The organism is Microlunatus ginsengisoli (assembly GCF_039537205.1).
Lineage (GTDB): Bacteria > Actinomycetota > Actinomycetes > Propionibacteriales > Propionibacteriaceae > Microlunatus > Microlunatus ginsengisoli.
In genome coordinates, this window is the sequence record NZ_BAABAB010000010.1 from 219,116 (window position 1) to 233,037 (window position 13,922).

General features: G+C 72.3%; 10 protein-coding genes. 5 read left to right on the forward strand and 5 right to left on the reverse strand.

Annotated elements, in window-relative coordinates:
• Nucleotides 1-96: 96 nt before the first annotated feature.
• Nucleotides 97-2,592, forward strand: coding sequence for a leucine--tRNA ligase (leuS, locus tag ABD747_RS08220; protein WP_425562502.1), 2,496 nt, complete (start codon nt 97-99; stop codon nt 2,590-2,592).
• Nucleotides 2,593-2,798: 206 nt separating this feature from the next.
• Here the strand turns inward: leuS and ABD747_RS08225 are convergent, their stop codons facing one another.
• The 4 genes from ABD747_RS08225 to ABD747_RS08240 form a co-directional block, all read right to left on the reverse strand.
• Nucleotides 2,799-3,143 (reverse strand): hypothetical protein, encoded by a 345-nt coding sequence (locus ABD747_RS08225; protein WP_344803259.1) that lies wholly within the window; start codon nt 3,141-3,143, stop codon nt 2,799-2,801.
• A gap of 44 nt (nt 3,144-3,187) precedes the next feature.
• Nucleotides 3,188-3,844 carry a nucleoside/nucleotide kinase family protein gene (locus tag ABD747_RS08230; protein ID WP_344803261.1) on the reverse strand — a complete coding sequence of 219 codons (657 nt, stop codon included), beginning with the start codon at nt 3,842-3,844 and terminating at the stop codon, nt 3,188-3,190.
• A gap of 117 nt (nt 3,845-3,961) precedes the next feature.
• On the reverse strand, nt 3,962-4,984 hold the full coding sequence (locus ABD747_RS08235) for an endonuclease/exonuclease/phosphatase family protein (protein WP_344803263.1): 1,023 nt from the start codon (nt 4,982-4,984) through the stop codon (nt 3,962-3,964).
• A complete protein-coding gene (locus ABD747_RS08240; RefSeq protein WP_344803265.1) occupies nt 4,981-5,937 on the reverse strand; it encodes a GNAT family N-acetyltransferase in 957 nt (318 codons plus the stop codon). Before ABD747_RS08240 ends, ABD747_RS08235 begins: the two co-directional genes overlap by 4 nt.
• A gap of 138 nt (nt 5,938-6,075) precedes the next feature.
• Here ABD747_RS08240 and ABD747_RS08245 point away from each other — a divergent pair, with 138 nt between their 5' ends.
• Nucleotides 6,076-6,960 (forward strand): DegV family protein, encoded by an 885-nt coding sequence (locus tag ABD747_RS08245; RefSeq protein WP_344803267.1) that lies wholly within the window; start codon nt 6,076-6,078, stop codon nt 6,958-6,960.
• Nucleotides 6,961-6,982: 22 nt separating this feature from the next.
• Here the strand turns inward: ABD747_RS08245 and ABD747_RS08250 are convergent, their stop codons facing one another.
• Nucleotides 6,983-7,534 (reverse strand): DinB family protein, encoded by a 552-nt coding sequence (locus ABD747_RS08250; protein WP_344803269.1) that lies wholly within the window; start codon nt 7,532-7,534, stop codon nt 6,983-6,985.
• Nucleotides 7,535-7,683: 149 nt separating this feature from the next.
• Between ABD747_RS08250 and ABD747_RS08255 the strand changes: the two genes are divergently transcribed.
• The 3 genes from ABD747_RS08255 (at nt 7,684) to ABD747_RS08265 (ending at nt 13,352) form a co-directional block, all read left to right on the forward strand.
• Nucleotides 7,684-8,733 carry a helix-hairpin-helix domain-containing protein gene (locus ABD747_RS08255; protein WP_344803271.1) on the forward strand — a complete coding sequence of 350 codons (1,050 nt, stop codon included), beginning with the start codon at nt 7,684-7,686 and terminating at the stop codon, nt 8,731-8,733.
• Nucleotides 8,734-8,738: 5 nt separating this feature from the next.
• Complete coding sequence (locus ABD747_RS08260; protein WP_344803273.1) at nt 8,739-11,267, forward strand: ComEC/Rec2 family competence protein; 2,529 nt, start codon at nt 8,739-8,741, stop codon at nt 11,265-11,267.
• A 210-nt stretch (nt 11,268-11,477) separates the two neighbouring features.
• Complete coding sequence (locus ABD747_RS08265) at nt 11,478-13,352, forward strand: S53 family peptidase (protein ID WP_344803275.1); 1,875 nt, start codon at nt 11,478-11,480, stop codon at nt 13,350-13,352.
• Nucleotides 13,353-13,922: the final 570 nt, after the last annotated feature.

Here is a 13,922-nt window from a genome sequence, read left to right on the forward strand (position 1 = left end):
CTCGTGCCCAAGCGGCGAGGGGCTTTTTCATGCCGTCACCTCGGTGACGCCACGAACGGCACGACCGGGGAGTGCGAATCGACGAGGAGCAGAACAGTGACTGACCAGGTGGAGCGAACCGCGCAGGTGGAGCGCCCCGGCTACGACGCGGCGGCCGCCCAGCAGCGCTGGCAGGCGTACTGGGAGGAGCACGACACCTTCGCGGCCCGCGACGACGGCAGCCGCGAACGGCGTTACATGCTGGACATGTTCCCCTACCCGTCGGGGGACCTGCACATGGGCCACGCCGAGGCATTCGTGATGGGCGACGTGGTGGCCCGCTACTGGCGGCTGCGCGGCTTCGACGTGCTGCACCCGATCGGCTGGGACAGCTTCGGCCTGCCGGCCGAGAACGCCGCGATCCAGCGCAACACCAACCCTGCGGTGTGGACGTACGCGAACATCGAGACCCAGGCCACGTCGTTCAAGCGGTACGGGCTGAGCTTCGACTGGAGCCGCCGGCTGCACACGTCCGACCCCGAGTACTACCGCTGGACCCAGTGGCTGTTCCTGATGTTCCGCGATCGTGGGCTGGCCTACCGGAAGGCGAGCTTCGTCAACTGGTGCCCGAAGGACCAGACCGTGCTGGCCAACGAGCAGGTCGTCGCCGGGCTGTGCGAACGCTGCGGCACCCAGGTGACCAAGCGGCAGCTGACCCAGTGGTACTTCAAGATCACCGAGTACGCCGACCGGCTACTGAGTGACATGGATCAGTTGCAGGGCGCCTGGCCGGACCGGGTGCTGACCATGCAGAAGAACTGGATCGGCCGGTCCGAGGGCGCGTTCGTCGACTTCACGATCGAGACCCCCCGCGAGGAGCGGGTGGTCACCGTGTTCACCACCCGTCCGGACACGCTGTACGGCGCCACCTTCTTCGTCGTCGCGCCGGAGGCCGCACTGGCCGCCGAGATCGTCACCGACGATCAGCGCGCGGCGTTCGAGGCTTACCTGGAGGCGACCAACCGGGCGACCGAGATCGAGCGGCAGTCGACCGACCGGCCGAAGACCGGCGTGTTCCTGGGCGTGTACGCGACCAACCCGGTCAACGGGGAGAAGATCCCGGTCTACGCCGCCGACTACGTACTGGCCGACTACGGCACCGGCGCGGTGATGGCCGTGCCGGCCCACGACCAGCGCGACCTGGACTTCGCCCGGACGTACGGCCTGGACGTGCGGATGGTGGTCGACACCGGCGAGCCGGATCCCGCCGAGACCGGAGTCGCCACCTCCGGCGACGGCAGCTACGTCAACTCCGGACAGCTGGACGGGCTGACCGACAAGGTCGCCGGGGTGGGCGCGATCATCTCCCAGCTGGAGGCCGACGGGGTCGGTCAGGGCGCGGTTACCTTCCGGCTGCGCGACTGGCTGCTGAGCCGGCAGCGCTACTGGGGCTGCCCGATCCCGATCATCCACTGCGCCGCCTGTGGCGAAGTCCCCGTGCCCGAGGACCAGCTGCCGGTGGTGCTGCCGGACCTGCGCGGTCAGGACCTGGCGCCGAAGGGCACCTCGCCGCTGGCCGCCGCGACCGACTGGGTGAACGTCGACTGCCCGCAGTGCGGCGGACCCGCCACCCGGGACACCGACACGATGGACACCTTCGTGGACTCGTCGTGGTACTTCTACCGCTACTGCTCGCCCGACTACGCCGACGGGCCGTTCGACCCCGACGACGTGCGCCGCTGGATGCCGGTCGGCCAGTACGTCGGTGGCGTCGAGCACGCCATCCTGCACCTGCTGTACATGCGGTTCTTCAACAAGGTGCTGTACGACGCCGGCATGGTCGACTTCGTCGAGCCGATGCAGCGGCTGCTGAACCAGGGCCAGGTGATCAACCAGGGCAAGGCGATGAGCAAGTCGCTGGGCAATGGGGTCGACCTGGGCGTCCAGATCGACGAGTTCGGGGTCGACGCGATCCGGCTGACCGTGGTCTTCGCCGGTCCGCCGGAGGAGGACATCGACTGGGCGGACGTGTCGCCGGGCGGCTCGCTGCGCTTCCTGCACCGGGCGTACCGGCTGGCCTGCGACGTCGCCGCTCCGCCCGGGGTCGACGTGAGCACGGGGGATCCGGGGCTGCGGCACCAGACCCACCGGCTGCTGGCCGACATCGAGCAGAGCGTCGAGACCCAGCGGTTCAACGTCACGGTGGCCCGGATCATGGAGCTGGTCAACGTCACCCGTAAGGTCGTCGACTCGGGTGCCGGCGCGGCCGATCCGGCGGTCCGTGAGGCCGCCGAGGTGGTCACGATCGCGCTGAGCCTGATCGCCCCGTACGTCGCCGAGGAGATGTGGGAGGCGCTGGGGCACGCGCCGTCGGTCGCCCAGGCCAGCTGGCCGGTCGTCCAGGAGACCCTGCTGATCGAGGACGCGGTCACCTGCGTGCTGCAGGTGCAGGGCAAGGTGCGAGGGCGGCTGCAGGTCGCCCCGACCATCTCCGAGGACGAGTTGCGGGCGCTGGCACTGGCCGACGAGGGTGTCCAGCGCGCGCTGGCCGGTCGCGAGGTCCGGACCGTGATCGTCCGCGCCCCGAAGCTGGTCTCGATCGTGCCGGTCTGATCGTGCCGGTCTGATCGTGCCGGTCTGATCGTGCCGGTCTGATTTGCTCGCCTCGCGCGCGGCGCTCCGGCCGTGCGCGTCGCAACTTCCGTCGGCGGCGGGAAATCAGGGGTCTCCGATGCCCGTCGCAGCCCTGTTTTCCCGCCATGGGCGGGTTCTCGGAACTCGACGCGGACCCGCACCCGATCCGCTCGCCGCGGCCCGGACTAGGGCTGCGGCGGGTAGCCGGCCGGCACGACCGGCTGCGGACCGGTCCGCACCTTGATATAGCCCGCGACGAGCGCCGACAGCTGCACGCCGGCCCACGCGATCACCGTGTAGACGAGCGTGCCGATCGCGCCGATCACGCCTCCGAGGATGCTGGCCAGCCGGGCCGCGGCGCGGCTGGAGGCCGACGACTCGGCCAGTTGACTGCTGATGCCCGCACCGACGAAGCCGGCGATCAGGACGGCGGCCGCGATCAGCACGCCGATGATCACGACGACGATCGAGAGGGCGTTGAACACGGCGGCGACCCGACCGGCGTTCTTGTGGAGCCTGGTTTCATCCATGCCGCGGATTATCTCGTGGTCGAGCCGCGGGCGGTCGATCCTGGTCAGCCACCGGGCGGCTGCGGCGGGACGGTGACCACCCGGGTGGCACGATCCCGGGTGGCCGCGATCAGCTCGGCGTTGCGGCCGTCGGAGCCGGCGGCCCGATCCGCGGCCTCCTCGGCGCTGCGGCCGAACGCCACGTGCCGGGCGATCAGCCGCTCGACCCGGACGCCGTCGCCGGGCTCGACGTACCACGACTCGTCCAGCAGGCCGGCAATCTCGCCCCACTCCCCGTCCGGGACGAGCAGGTAGTTCCCCTCGGTGATGATCAGCGGGACATCGCCGCTGACCGGCACGGCGGAGCCGATCGACTCCTCCAGCCCGCGGTCGAACACCGGCACGTAGACCAGCCGCTCGCGGTTGCGCAGCCGGCGCAGCAGGTGGACGAACCCGGCCGCGTCGAACGTGTCGATCGCACCCTTGCGCTGATAGCGGCCGAGGCGTTTCAGCTCGTCGTCGCGCAGGTGGAAGCCGTCCATCGCCACCACGACGGCGTCGGGGGCGAGCGCCGCGAGCAGTGCCTCGGCCAGCGTCGACTTGCCGGCTCCGGGTGCGCCGGTCAGACCGAGGATGCGGCGCTCGCCCGGCACGATCAGCGCGCGGGCCGCGGCGATCAGGTCGGCCATGGTCGGGGCAGCGTCGTCCTGGGGTGCGATCACGATCTCCTCCGCCGGGCCCGGCCGGACCGGGACGTACGTCGTCGTGGCGCCGACGCTAGCGCAGACCCGGCCCCGCCGCCGACGCGGCCAGGCTGGCTCGTCCCGCCCAGGTCAGCGTTAGCCGCCGGTCCCGGCCAGCGTGGCCAGCAGACCCAGGTGGTCCGTGCCGGCCACGTGGACGCGGGTGATCGAGGTCGCCGTCATCGCGTCGTTCAGCATGATGTGATCGATCGGGATCAGCGGCGGGATCCGCGAGTTGGCGGGGTACGTCGGCAGCCAGCCCGCACCGACGATGTCGGTGGCGCTGCGCAGGCCCATCCGGTGCAGGTCGCGCATCGGCAGGTGGTCGTCGACGGCGTTGAAGTCACCCGCCACCACCAGCGGCCGATCGAGGTCGTCGCCGACGACCCGTTGCAGCAGCTCGTGCTCGGACTGCCAGTAGCCGGGCCCGCAGAACGGATTGCAGGGGTGCGCGGCGATCACCCGCACCGAGCCCACGCCGGGTATCTCGGCGACCGCCTGCCACATCTGGAACGAGGTCTGCGGCAGCGGCTGGACCGAGCTCAGCGGGAAGCGGGAGAAGATCGCCGACGCGCTGCCGCGGCTCTTGGTGCCCGCGCGATAGGGGAACTGCTCGTACATGCCGGCGGCCTTCAGGTCCCGGACCGCTTTCGGGGTCGTCTCCAGCAGCACGACGACGTCGGCCCGCCCGGATTCGGCGAGGATCGCGTCCGGGTCGCCGAGGTCGCCGCGGATGTTCAGGCTGAGTAGGGTGAACGTCCGGGTCGTCGCCGGTCGCTGGTCCGGCACGAACAGCGGCACCAGCCAGCTCAGCTGGAGCGCGAGCAGGCCGGCACAGACCAGGGCCAGCGTGACCAGCACGGCCTTCCGCCGGGCGAGCAGGGCGGCGAGGCCGAAGCCGATCAGTGCGACCGTCCAGGCGATCACCCCGTAGGAGATGAAGGACGCGACCAGGGCGGGCAGGTCGTCGGTCGGAGGAAAGATGCGCAGCAGCACCGCCAGCAGCCCCGGCAGCGCGAACAGCACGGCCAGCACCACCAGCGGGGTGACGCCGCGCCGGGGGCCGGGCCGGCTGTTGTCCCACGCCTGCGCGGACCGCTGACGGGTGGTCGTGCTCATCGGCGCCGCCTCGGCACGGACGGGTTCGAGCGGACCATCCGCAGCTCCGCGGGATACGGGGGGAACTCGCACTCCCGCCGCTCGTCGGTCTCGGTCCAGCCGCGGTGGCGGTAGAACTCGCGGGCCCGGTTATTCTCTTCCAGCACCCACAGCGTGCTCTGCTCGGCCCCGCCCGCGAAGATCTCGTCGCAGGCGTGCGCCAGCAACCGGGTGCCGAAACCTTGCCCGCTCTGCTGCGGGACGATCCCGAGGTGTCGCACCCGCTCGTCGTCGTAGGCGAGGTAGCCGACCGGGGCGTCGAAGGCATCGAGCACCCGCACCTCGACCCGAGGATTGCGCAGCAGCCGGCGCCAGCGGCGGGCGATCTCGTCGATGGGGTACGGATAGTCCTCGGGCGGGAAGATGTGCTCCAAGGCCGCCTCGCTGGCGGCGCGCTCCATCCGCGCCAGCCGGCGGACCTCGTCGGGGCGGGCCCGGCGGATCCGGAGCCCGTCGTCGCCCTCCTGGGCCGCGGGGTCGTGCTCGTCGGCCAGCTCCAGCAGGTCGGCGGCGACGGCATCGGCTCGGGTGTAGCGCCCGCGCCGGGTGGCGGTGTTCGACTTCTGCACGCACCAGGCCTCGGTCCGGGTTCGGGCCGAGGCGATCACCAGCCCATTCTGGCCGGGGAAGACGACCCGCAGCTCGTCCCAGCCGAAGCGGCTCTTCCGGAACGGGTTGACCACGGTGACCTCCCGGTCGTCGGCCACGATCCGGGGATGCACGCCGAACCGCCAGGCGTACAGCACGACGGCGACGGTGAGCGCGATCAGGACGCTCGGCAGGACGTACCCGTGCTGTCGTTGATAGATCAGATAGGCCAGCACGGGGATGACCACCACGCTGATCACCAGGAAGGCGATCACCACCGCCAAGGTCAGCGGCGCGGCACGCCAGGTCTGACGTCGGCGGGCCATCCGCGGTTCCTCCTGAGCCTTCTCGTCCCGGCGCCCGCCGGTCGCGCCGGGCCAGCGGTCAGCTTGCCCTATCCGGCGGACGGTCCGTCCGAATAGCTCACTGGCCGGTCGAATGCCCCCGTGCCCTACTCTGGCGCCGTGGCCGGTGTGGCAATGGTGACCGACTCTACGTCGTCGCTCCGGCCAACCGACGCACAACGCGACGACATCGTGATCGTTCCGTTGCAGGTCGTCATCGACGGAGTCAGCCGGACCGAGCATTTCGGCGCCGAAGGCGCCACGTCCGCGGCGGTGACGCCGGGTGAGGTCGCCCGTGCGCTGCGCGAGGGCCGTCGGGTGACCACCTCCCGGCCGGGCCCGGACGCGTTCGTGGGGGTCTATCGCCGGCTGGCCGAGGACGGCTACGACGCGGTGGTGTCCGCCCACCTCAGCCGCGCGGTCTCCGGAACCGTCGACGCCGCGGCCGTGGCGGCACCGGATGCGCCGATCCCGGTCACCGTGGTGGACTCGGGCACGGTGGCCATGGCGACCGGATTCGCCGTGCTGGCCGGCGCGGTAGCGGCGAAGGCCGGCGCCGACGCCGAGGAGGTGGCGCGCACGGTCGAGCGACGGGCCGCCGCGTCGACGACCTATTTCTGCGTCGCCGATCTGGAGCACCTGCGCCGCGGGGGCCGGATCGGCGCGGCGGCCGCGCTGGTCGGCTCGGCGCTCGCGGTCAAGCCGCTGTTGACGGTCGAGAACGGCACCATCCAGCCGTACGAGCGGGTCCGGACCACCGCCCGCGCGCACGCCCGGCTGGCGGAGCTGGCGACGGCGGCGATGGCCCGGGCCGCGGCGGAGCACCCGGGAGTCGACGTCGCGGTGCATCACTTCGACGACCTGGCCGCCGCCGAACGGCTGGCCGACCAGCTTCGCGACCGGGTAAGCGTTCCCCGCGGGGTGGTGATCGCCGAGCTGAGCGCCGTCCTCGGCGTGCACGTCGGCCCCGGCACGCTCGGCGTGGTGGTGACGCCTCGCTCGTGACGCTCGCGGATCGGGCCGGGCGCTACTGACCCGTCCGGCCGTCGATGCACTCGCGGAGCAGGTCGGCATGGCCGACGTGACGGGCATATTCCTCGATCAGGTGCACGATCACGTCCCGCACCTCGATCGACTCGCCGTGGTGGTCGACCCGGGCACCGAGGTCGGTCACCGATTCCAGGTAGGCCTGGCCATGCGACACCTCGGCACGCCAGCTGTGCCAGGCGTCGTCGACGACGGCCGGGTCGGCCAGCGCGCCGTTGAAGTCAAGATCGCGGTCCTCCTCGCTCCAGTACAGCCGGTCCAGCTCGGGCCGCCCCTCGAGCACCCGCCGGAACCAGCTGTGCTCCACCTTCGCGAGGTGCCGCACCAGTCCGAGCAGCGAGAGCGTCGACGGCGGAACCGAGCGCCGTGCGAGCTGCTCGGCATCCAGACCGTCGCACTTGAGCTCGAGGGTGAGCCGGTAGCGGTCGAGATAGTCGGTCAGCACCCCCTTCTCGCCGCTGGCCTGATCGCCCGCCTCGCGCGGGTCGTCCTCGGGGTCGAGCCACATGTCCGGAAATCGGCGTTCGGTCATGCCTCCAACCTGTCTGCTGCCGGGGCGCTGTTTCAACTCGGGTACGTCGACCGCCGCTCGTTGTCCACAGGTTCGGGCGGGCCGGAACGTTGTCCACAAGAGGCGGGCGGAACCGGCACGATCGGGGTCGCTCTCCTTAACGTTTCGATATGGGACGACGAAGAACCGTCGACGAGGAGACCGCCGCGATCGCGACCGAGCGCCTGGCCGGACTGCTGGGTGGCCTGGCGCCCCGGCGGGCGGTCGTGGGCGAGGTCGCACACGAGCCGGGGGACGACGAGCAGAGGGAGAGCTGGCAGGGGGAGAGCTGGCAGGGGGAGAGCGGGCAGGCAGAGGTCAGGCAGGAGCAGGACGAGCAGGACGACGAGCAGGGCGACGGCGGCCACGCGCTCGGGTCCGACCCGAGGACCCGATCCGTAGCGCCCCGGCTCGACGGGTCACGCCCGCCGGTGCGGGCGCGCGGGCCGGAGACGCCGGCCGAACGGGTGCGCGGCTTCGGTCGGCGCCACCTCGGCGTGCTCGTGCTGATCCTGGTGATCGGCCTGACCGCGGCCGGCTGGGCGCTGATCCGGGCCCGGCCGGTTGCGGTGGCGACGCCGCTCACCGTGGCGACGACCGAGACACCCGCTCCGTCGTCGACCGGCGCGGCGACTCCGGGCACAGGGCCGGGAGCGGCGAGGGAGCGCGCGTCGCCCGGGACCGAAGCGGCCTCGGCAGCGCCGACGATCCTCGTGCACGTGCTCGGTGCGGTCCGCCGACCCGGCGTCGTTGCCCTGCCCGAGCGCTCCCGGGTGCAGGACGCCATCGACGCCGCGGGTGGGCTGACGGGCGGGGCGCGACCGGGCGAGCTCAACCTCGCCCAGATCCTCTCCGACGGGCAGCAGGTCGTGATCGGGACCGCCCGCGATCCCGGTGGCGAGGTCCGGAACGGTTCGGCCGCGGGCGACGCCGGTAGCGCCGGCGGGGCCGGGACGTCCTCCGCCGGCTCGGCAGGCGGCTCGGCGAACGCGCCGGTCGACCTGAACAGCGCGACCCTCGCCCAGCTGGACGCGCTGCCCGGGGTCGGTCCGGTGACGGCCGAGCGCATCCTCGCCTGGCGCAGCGAGCACGGCCGGTTCGCCCGGGTGGAGGAGCTGCAGGAGGTCGACGGGATCGGACCGAAGACGTATGCCCAGCTCGCACCGCACGTCCGGGTGTGAGACCGGTGAGCGGCCCGGCCGAGCACCGTCGTCGACGAGGCGGTTCCGCCGGCGGTCCGCCTGGCTGGGCCGGCGAGCAGAAGCCCCCGGCGGACCCGAACCCGGACCATGGCGCGGGCCCGGACCACGACCATAGCTGGGACCCGGAGCTCGGCGCGGACCCGAACGTCGCGACGCGAGACGAGCGGACGGACCTGCGGCTGGTCCCGATCGCCGCCGCCGCCTGGGCCGCCGCCTGGTGCGCGACCGCGGGCCACACCGGCGTGACCGCACTGGCCGTCGCGGGCGGCCTCGTCGCTGCGCTGGTCGCCGGCCTGCGGCGGTCGCTGGCCTGGGCCGGGGTCGCCGTCGTGCTGCTCGCGGTGGTCGGCGTCGGCACCCTGCACCAGGTCCGGCTGGGCTCGGGCGCCCTCGCCGACCTGGCCGCGGACCGGGCCGCGGTCAGCGCCGTCGCGGTGACCACCGCCGATCCGACGGTCCAGGCGGCCGGCGCGATCCGTCCGGAGTCGATCACCGTGCGGGCGACCGTGCTCGCGGTCGAGGGCCGCGGTGGGCGTTGGCGGGTCCGCGGACCGGTGCTGCTGATGATCAGCGGCGACACGACCCCGCGCTGGCGGTCCAGTCCCGTCGGCACCCGCTGGAGGGTCGACGGCCGGCTCGAGCCGCCCGACCCCGGGTCCGGGTTGGCGGCGAGGCTACGGGTGAGGCACGGCGAGCCGATGGCCGGCCCGGGACCCGGGCTCCGGCTGGTGGAGCGGGTCCGCGCGGGGCTCCGCGCGGCCGTCGCGAACCGCGACCCGGACGCCCGGGCGCTGGTGCCGGCCCTCGTGCTGGGCGACACGTCTGCCCTGCCACCCGACCTGGTCGACGCGTTCAAGGTGGCCGGACTCAGCCACCTGGTCGCCGTTTCGGGCGCCAATCTCACCCTTCTGTTGGCGTTCCTGCTCTGGCTTGCCCGCTGGAGCGGGGTGCGCGGATGGTGGTTGCGGGCCGTCGGCCTGGTCGGTGTGGTGGTGTTCGTCGGGCTCTGCCGGACCGAGCCCAGCGTTCTGAGGGCGGCGGCGATGGGCCTGGTGGCCTTGGCCGCACTCGGTCTCGGCGGGGGACGCGCCGGGCTGCGTCATCTGTCGGTCGCGGTCCTGGGCCTGTTGCTGGTCGATCCCTACCTCGCCCGCAGCTACGGATTCGCGTTGTCGGTGCTGGCCAGTGCCGGGATCGTCTGGTGGGCGGCACGCTGGGCACACGCGCTGCGCCGCTGGCTGCCGCCGGTCGTCGCGGAGGCTGTCGCGGTCCCGCTCGCCGCCCAACTGGCGACCGTCCCCGTCGTCGCCCAGCTGTCCGGCACGATCAGTGTCGTCGGACTGCTGGCGAACGCCGTCGCCGGGCCGTTCGTCGGACCGGCGACCGTGCTGGGGTTCGCGGCCGCCGGCACATCGCTGATCAGCCCGCGGCTGGCGACCTTGGTCGGCCTCGGTGCGGCCTGGTCGGCCCAGCCGATCACCTGGATCGGCCGGGCCGGCGCCCGGCTGCCGGGAGCGTCGGTGACGTGGCCGACATCGGCGCTGTCCATCGGGCTGCTGGTGATCGCCGCTGTCGTCCTGGGCGGCCTCCTGGCCCGGGTGCTCGTCCGGCGCTGGCTCTGCCTGCTGGTCAGTGTCGTGCTGATCGGGGCACTGCTGCGGCCGCCGAGCCCGCCCGGCTGGCCGCCCGCCGGCTGGGTTCTGGTGGCCTGCGACGTCGGCCAGGGTGATGGGCTGGTCGTCGGCCTGGGAGGCGGGCAGGCGCTGGTGGTCGATGCCGGTCCCGACCCACCGGCGATCCGGACCTGCCTGGACCGGCTGCGGGTCCGTTCCGTCCCGCTGCTCGTGCTGACCCACTTCCACGCCGACCACATCGGTGGGCTCACGGGGGTGCTCGACCATCGCCGGGTCGGCCGGATCTGGGTCGGTCCACTGGCCCCGCCCACGGCCGGCGCGGCCGCCGTTCGAGCCGTCGCGCGGGATCACGGGATCCCGGTGGAGACACCTCGGGCCGGCACCGCCGGCCGGTTGGGACCTGCCGCCTGGGCGGTGCTCGGTCCACTCGGCGGCGGCGGCCTGGCCGCCGGCACGGCCGACGGCGGCAGCGGAGCGGAGTCGGAGACCGAGAACAACTCGAGCCTCGTGCTGGCAGTCGAGGTCTCCGGCATCCGGATCTTGCTCACCGGCGACGTGGAGCCGCCCGGCCAGGCGGCGATGCTGGCCGCCGGGGAGAACGTGCGGGCCGACGTCTTGAAAGTCCCGCACCACGGCTCGGCCCGGCAGGACCCCGGCTTCCTGGCCGCGGTCCATGCCCGACTGGCCGTCGCCAGCGCGGGGCGCCACAACGACTACGGTCATCCCGCACCCAAGACGGTGGCGGCACTGGCCGCGCTCGGCACGGCGGTGCTGCGCACCGACACCGCGGGCAGCATCGCTGTCGTGGTCCGCCCCGATCGCTCGCTGGTCGCCGTGGCGGCCGGTGAAACGGCAGCGACGAGTGGACGGCGGGGATGAGGAAACACGCCCGTGACGGGCGTGCGACAGTTGGCGAAATGTGCATAGCAACCCTATCCACGCGGGTAGCAGAAGGTCTAACGTGGCCTCGTTTTCGAGTCCTCCGGCCATCGACAGAAAGCCGACGCCATGCGCCCACAGCTCGGGGTACGTCCACCGACACCACCCCGCCCGTCCCACCGCCGCAGGGCTCGTCAGAGCCTGGCCGCGGTGGTCGCCTTCGCCGCAGCCCTGCTGCTGATCCTCGGTGCGCCGCAGGCCGGCGCGGCACCGCGGCGGACGGTGACCAACACCGGCCCGCGCTGGATCGCGAAGGCCCACAGCCTCGGCCGAGCCGATCGCGCCAAGCAGCAGACGGTCAAGGTGTATCTCGCCCCGAACGGGGGTCTCGCTGGCCTGAAGGCCGACGTCGCTGCGCTCGCCGACCCGGCCAGCGCCAACTATCGGCAGTTCCTCAGCCCGACGCAGTACCACTCCCGCTACGACGCATCCGACACCGCCGTCGCGGCGGTCTCGTCCTGGCTCCGCTCCGACGGGCTGTCCGTCACCGGGGTCGAGCAGAATCATCGCTATGTGAGCGCCCGCGGATCGGTCGCCGACTTGCAGAAGGCGTTCGGCGTGACGCTGAACTCCTACCGGCACGACGGCCAGACGGTGACCGCGCCGGCAGCCGCGGCGACCGTTCCGGCGAACGTCGCGTCCTACGTCAGCACCGTGTCCGGGCTCGACACGACCAAGCGCACGATGACCCACAACGCCGCGCCGTCCCCGGGCTTCCGCAACGCCCGGCCGTGCTCGATCGGCTACGGCCAGATCAGCGCCGCGACCAAGGCCGACTACAAGACTCCGCTGCCCAAGTTCAAGGGCCAGACCCTGCCGTACGCGGTGTGTGGCTACACCGGCCCGCTGCTGCGCTCGGCCTACGAGAACAACAGCAGTCTCGACGGCAGCGGCGTGACGGTGGCGATCACCGACGCCTACGCCTCGCCGACCATCGCCAAGGACGCCAACACCTACGCGAAGCGGCACGGCGACGGCGCCTACGCAGCCGGTCAGCTGACGCAGGTCAAGCCGGGCGCCTACAACCGGCAGAAGGACTGCGACCCGCAGGGCTGGTACGGCGAGGAGACCCTCGATGTCGAGGCGGTCCATGCGATGGCGCCGGGTGCGAACATCCGCTACTACGCGTCGGCCAGCTGCTTCGACGACGACTTCCTCGACACCCTGACCCGGGTGGTGGAGGAGAACAAGGCGTCGCTGGTGAGCAACTCCTGGAGCGACCTCGAGGCCAACGAGTCCGGGCCGAACGTGGTCGCCTACGAGGACGTGTTCCTGCAGGGCGCCATGCAGGGGATCGGCTTCCTGTTCTCCTCCGGTGACGACGGCGACGAGCTCGCCAGCAGCGGGCTCAAGCAGGTCGACTACCCGTCGTCCGACCCGTACGTCACCGCGGTCGGCGGCACCTCCGACGCCATCGACGCCAGCGGCAAGTTCGTCTTCCAGACCGGCTGGGGCACCGAGAAGTACAGCCTGAGCGCCGACGGCAAGAGCTGGACCCCGCTGGGCTTCCTCTACGGCGCCGGCGGCGGCAGCTCGGCGCTGTTCAACCGCCCTGCTTATCAGGACGGCGTGGTCCCGGCCAAGTACGGCTCCGGCCGGGCCGTGCCCGACGTCGGGCTGGACGCCGACCCGACCACCGGAATGCTGATCGGGCAGACCCAGACCTTCTCCGACGGCGTCTACTACGACGAGTACCGGATCGGCGGCACCAGCCTCGCGTCGCCGCTGTACACCGGAATGGTGGCCCTCGCCAGCCAGCATGCCGGCGGCCGGCTCGGGCTGTTGAACCCGACCCTGTACAGCCAGGCCGGAACGAAGGTGTTCACCGACATCAAGGGCACGCCACCCGACGCGGGCAACGTCCGGGTGGACTACGCCAACAGCGAGAACACCAAGGGTGGACTGGTCTACAGCGTGCGGACCTTCAACCAGGACTCCTCGCTGAAGATCGCTCCCGGCTGGGACAACGTCACCGGGCTCGGCTCACCCAACGCCCGTTGGCTGACCAGTATCGACGGCCGCTGAGCTTCGGGCGCGACCCCGCTCGCCGTAAACCGACTTCGCTCGCCCTCCCGGGGGTGAGCGAAGTCGCGTTTGGGCGAGCGTCGTCGCTGTGCGGTCCCGTCCGATTCGCACCACGTCGCGCGGTGGGGCGCGCCACGTCCGGGCCCGCGAGGTTGTTCGCGGGCATCGACCTCCTCGGCCGGCCGCGGGGTCATGCCGCGCGATGCCGGCGGCGTACCAGAACACGCCAGTCGATCTTGCCGCGACTATGCGGTCCCGTCGAAAGGTGTCTTGCCCTTGCCCCACTCCCAGACACGACCTCGTCGACCGACGAGCTGACCCCCCGGCCAACGTCGCTCGGTGTAGCGCGACGTCGTAACCTCCCGGCTCCACTTCGCTCGGCGAAACGCGACTTCGCTCGCCTTCCCCGGTGAGCGAAGTGGCGGTTGGACGCGCGAAGTGGGATGGCGATCGGGACCGACCCCGGTCTGGTGGCGTCGAGCGGCGTCGCTGCGCGCGGCCGCCCGGGTGTAACGCGACGGTGCCGCCCCGGCTGAGCAGCGCGGCGTGGGTGGGCCGCCCGCCGACTGG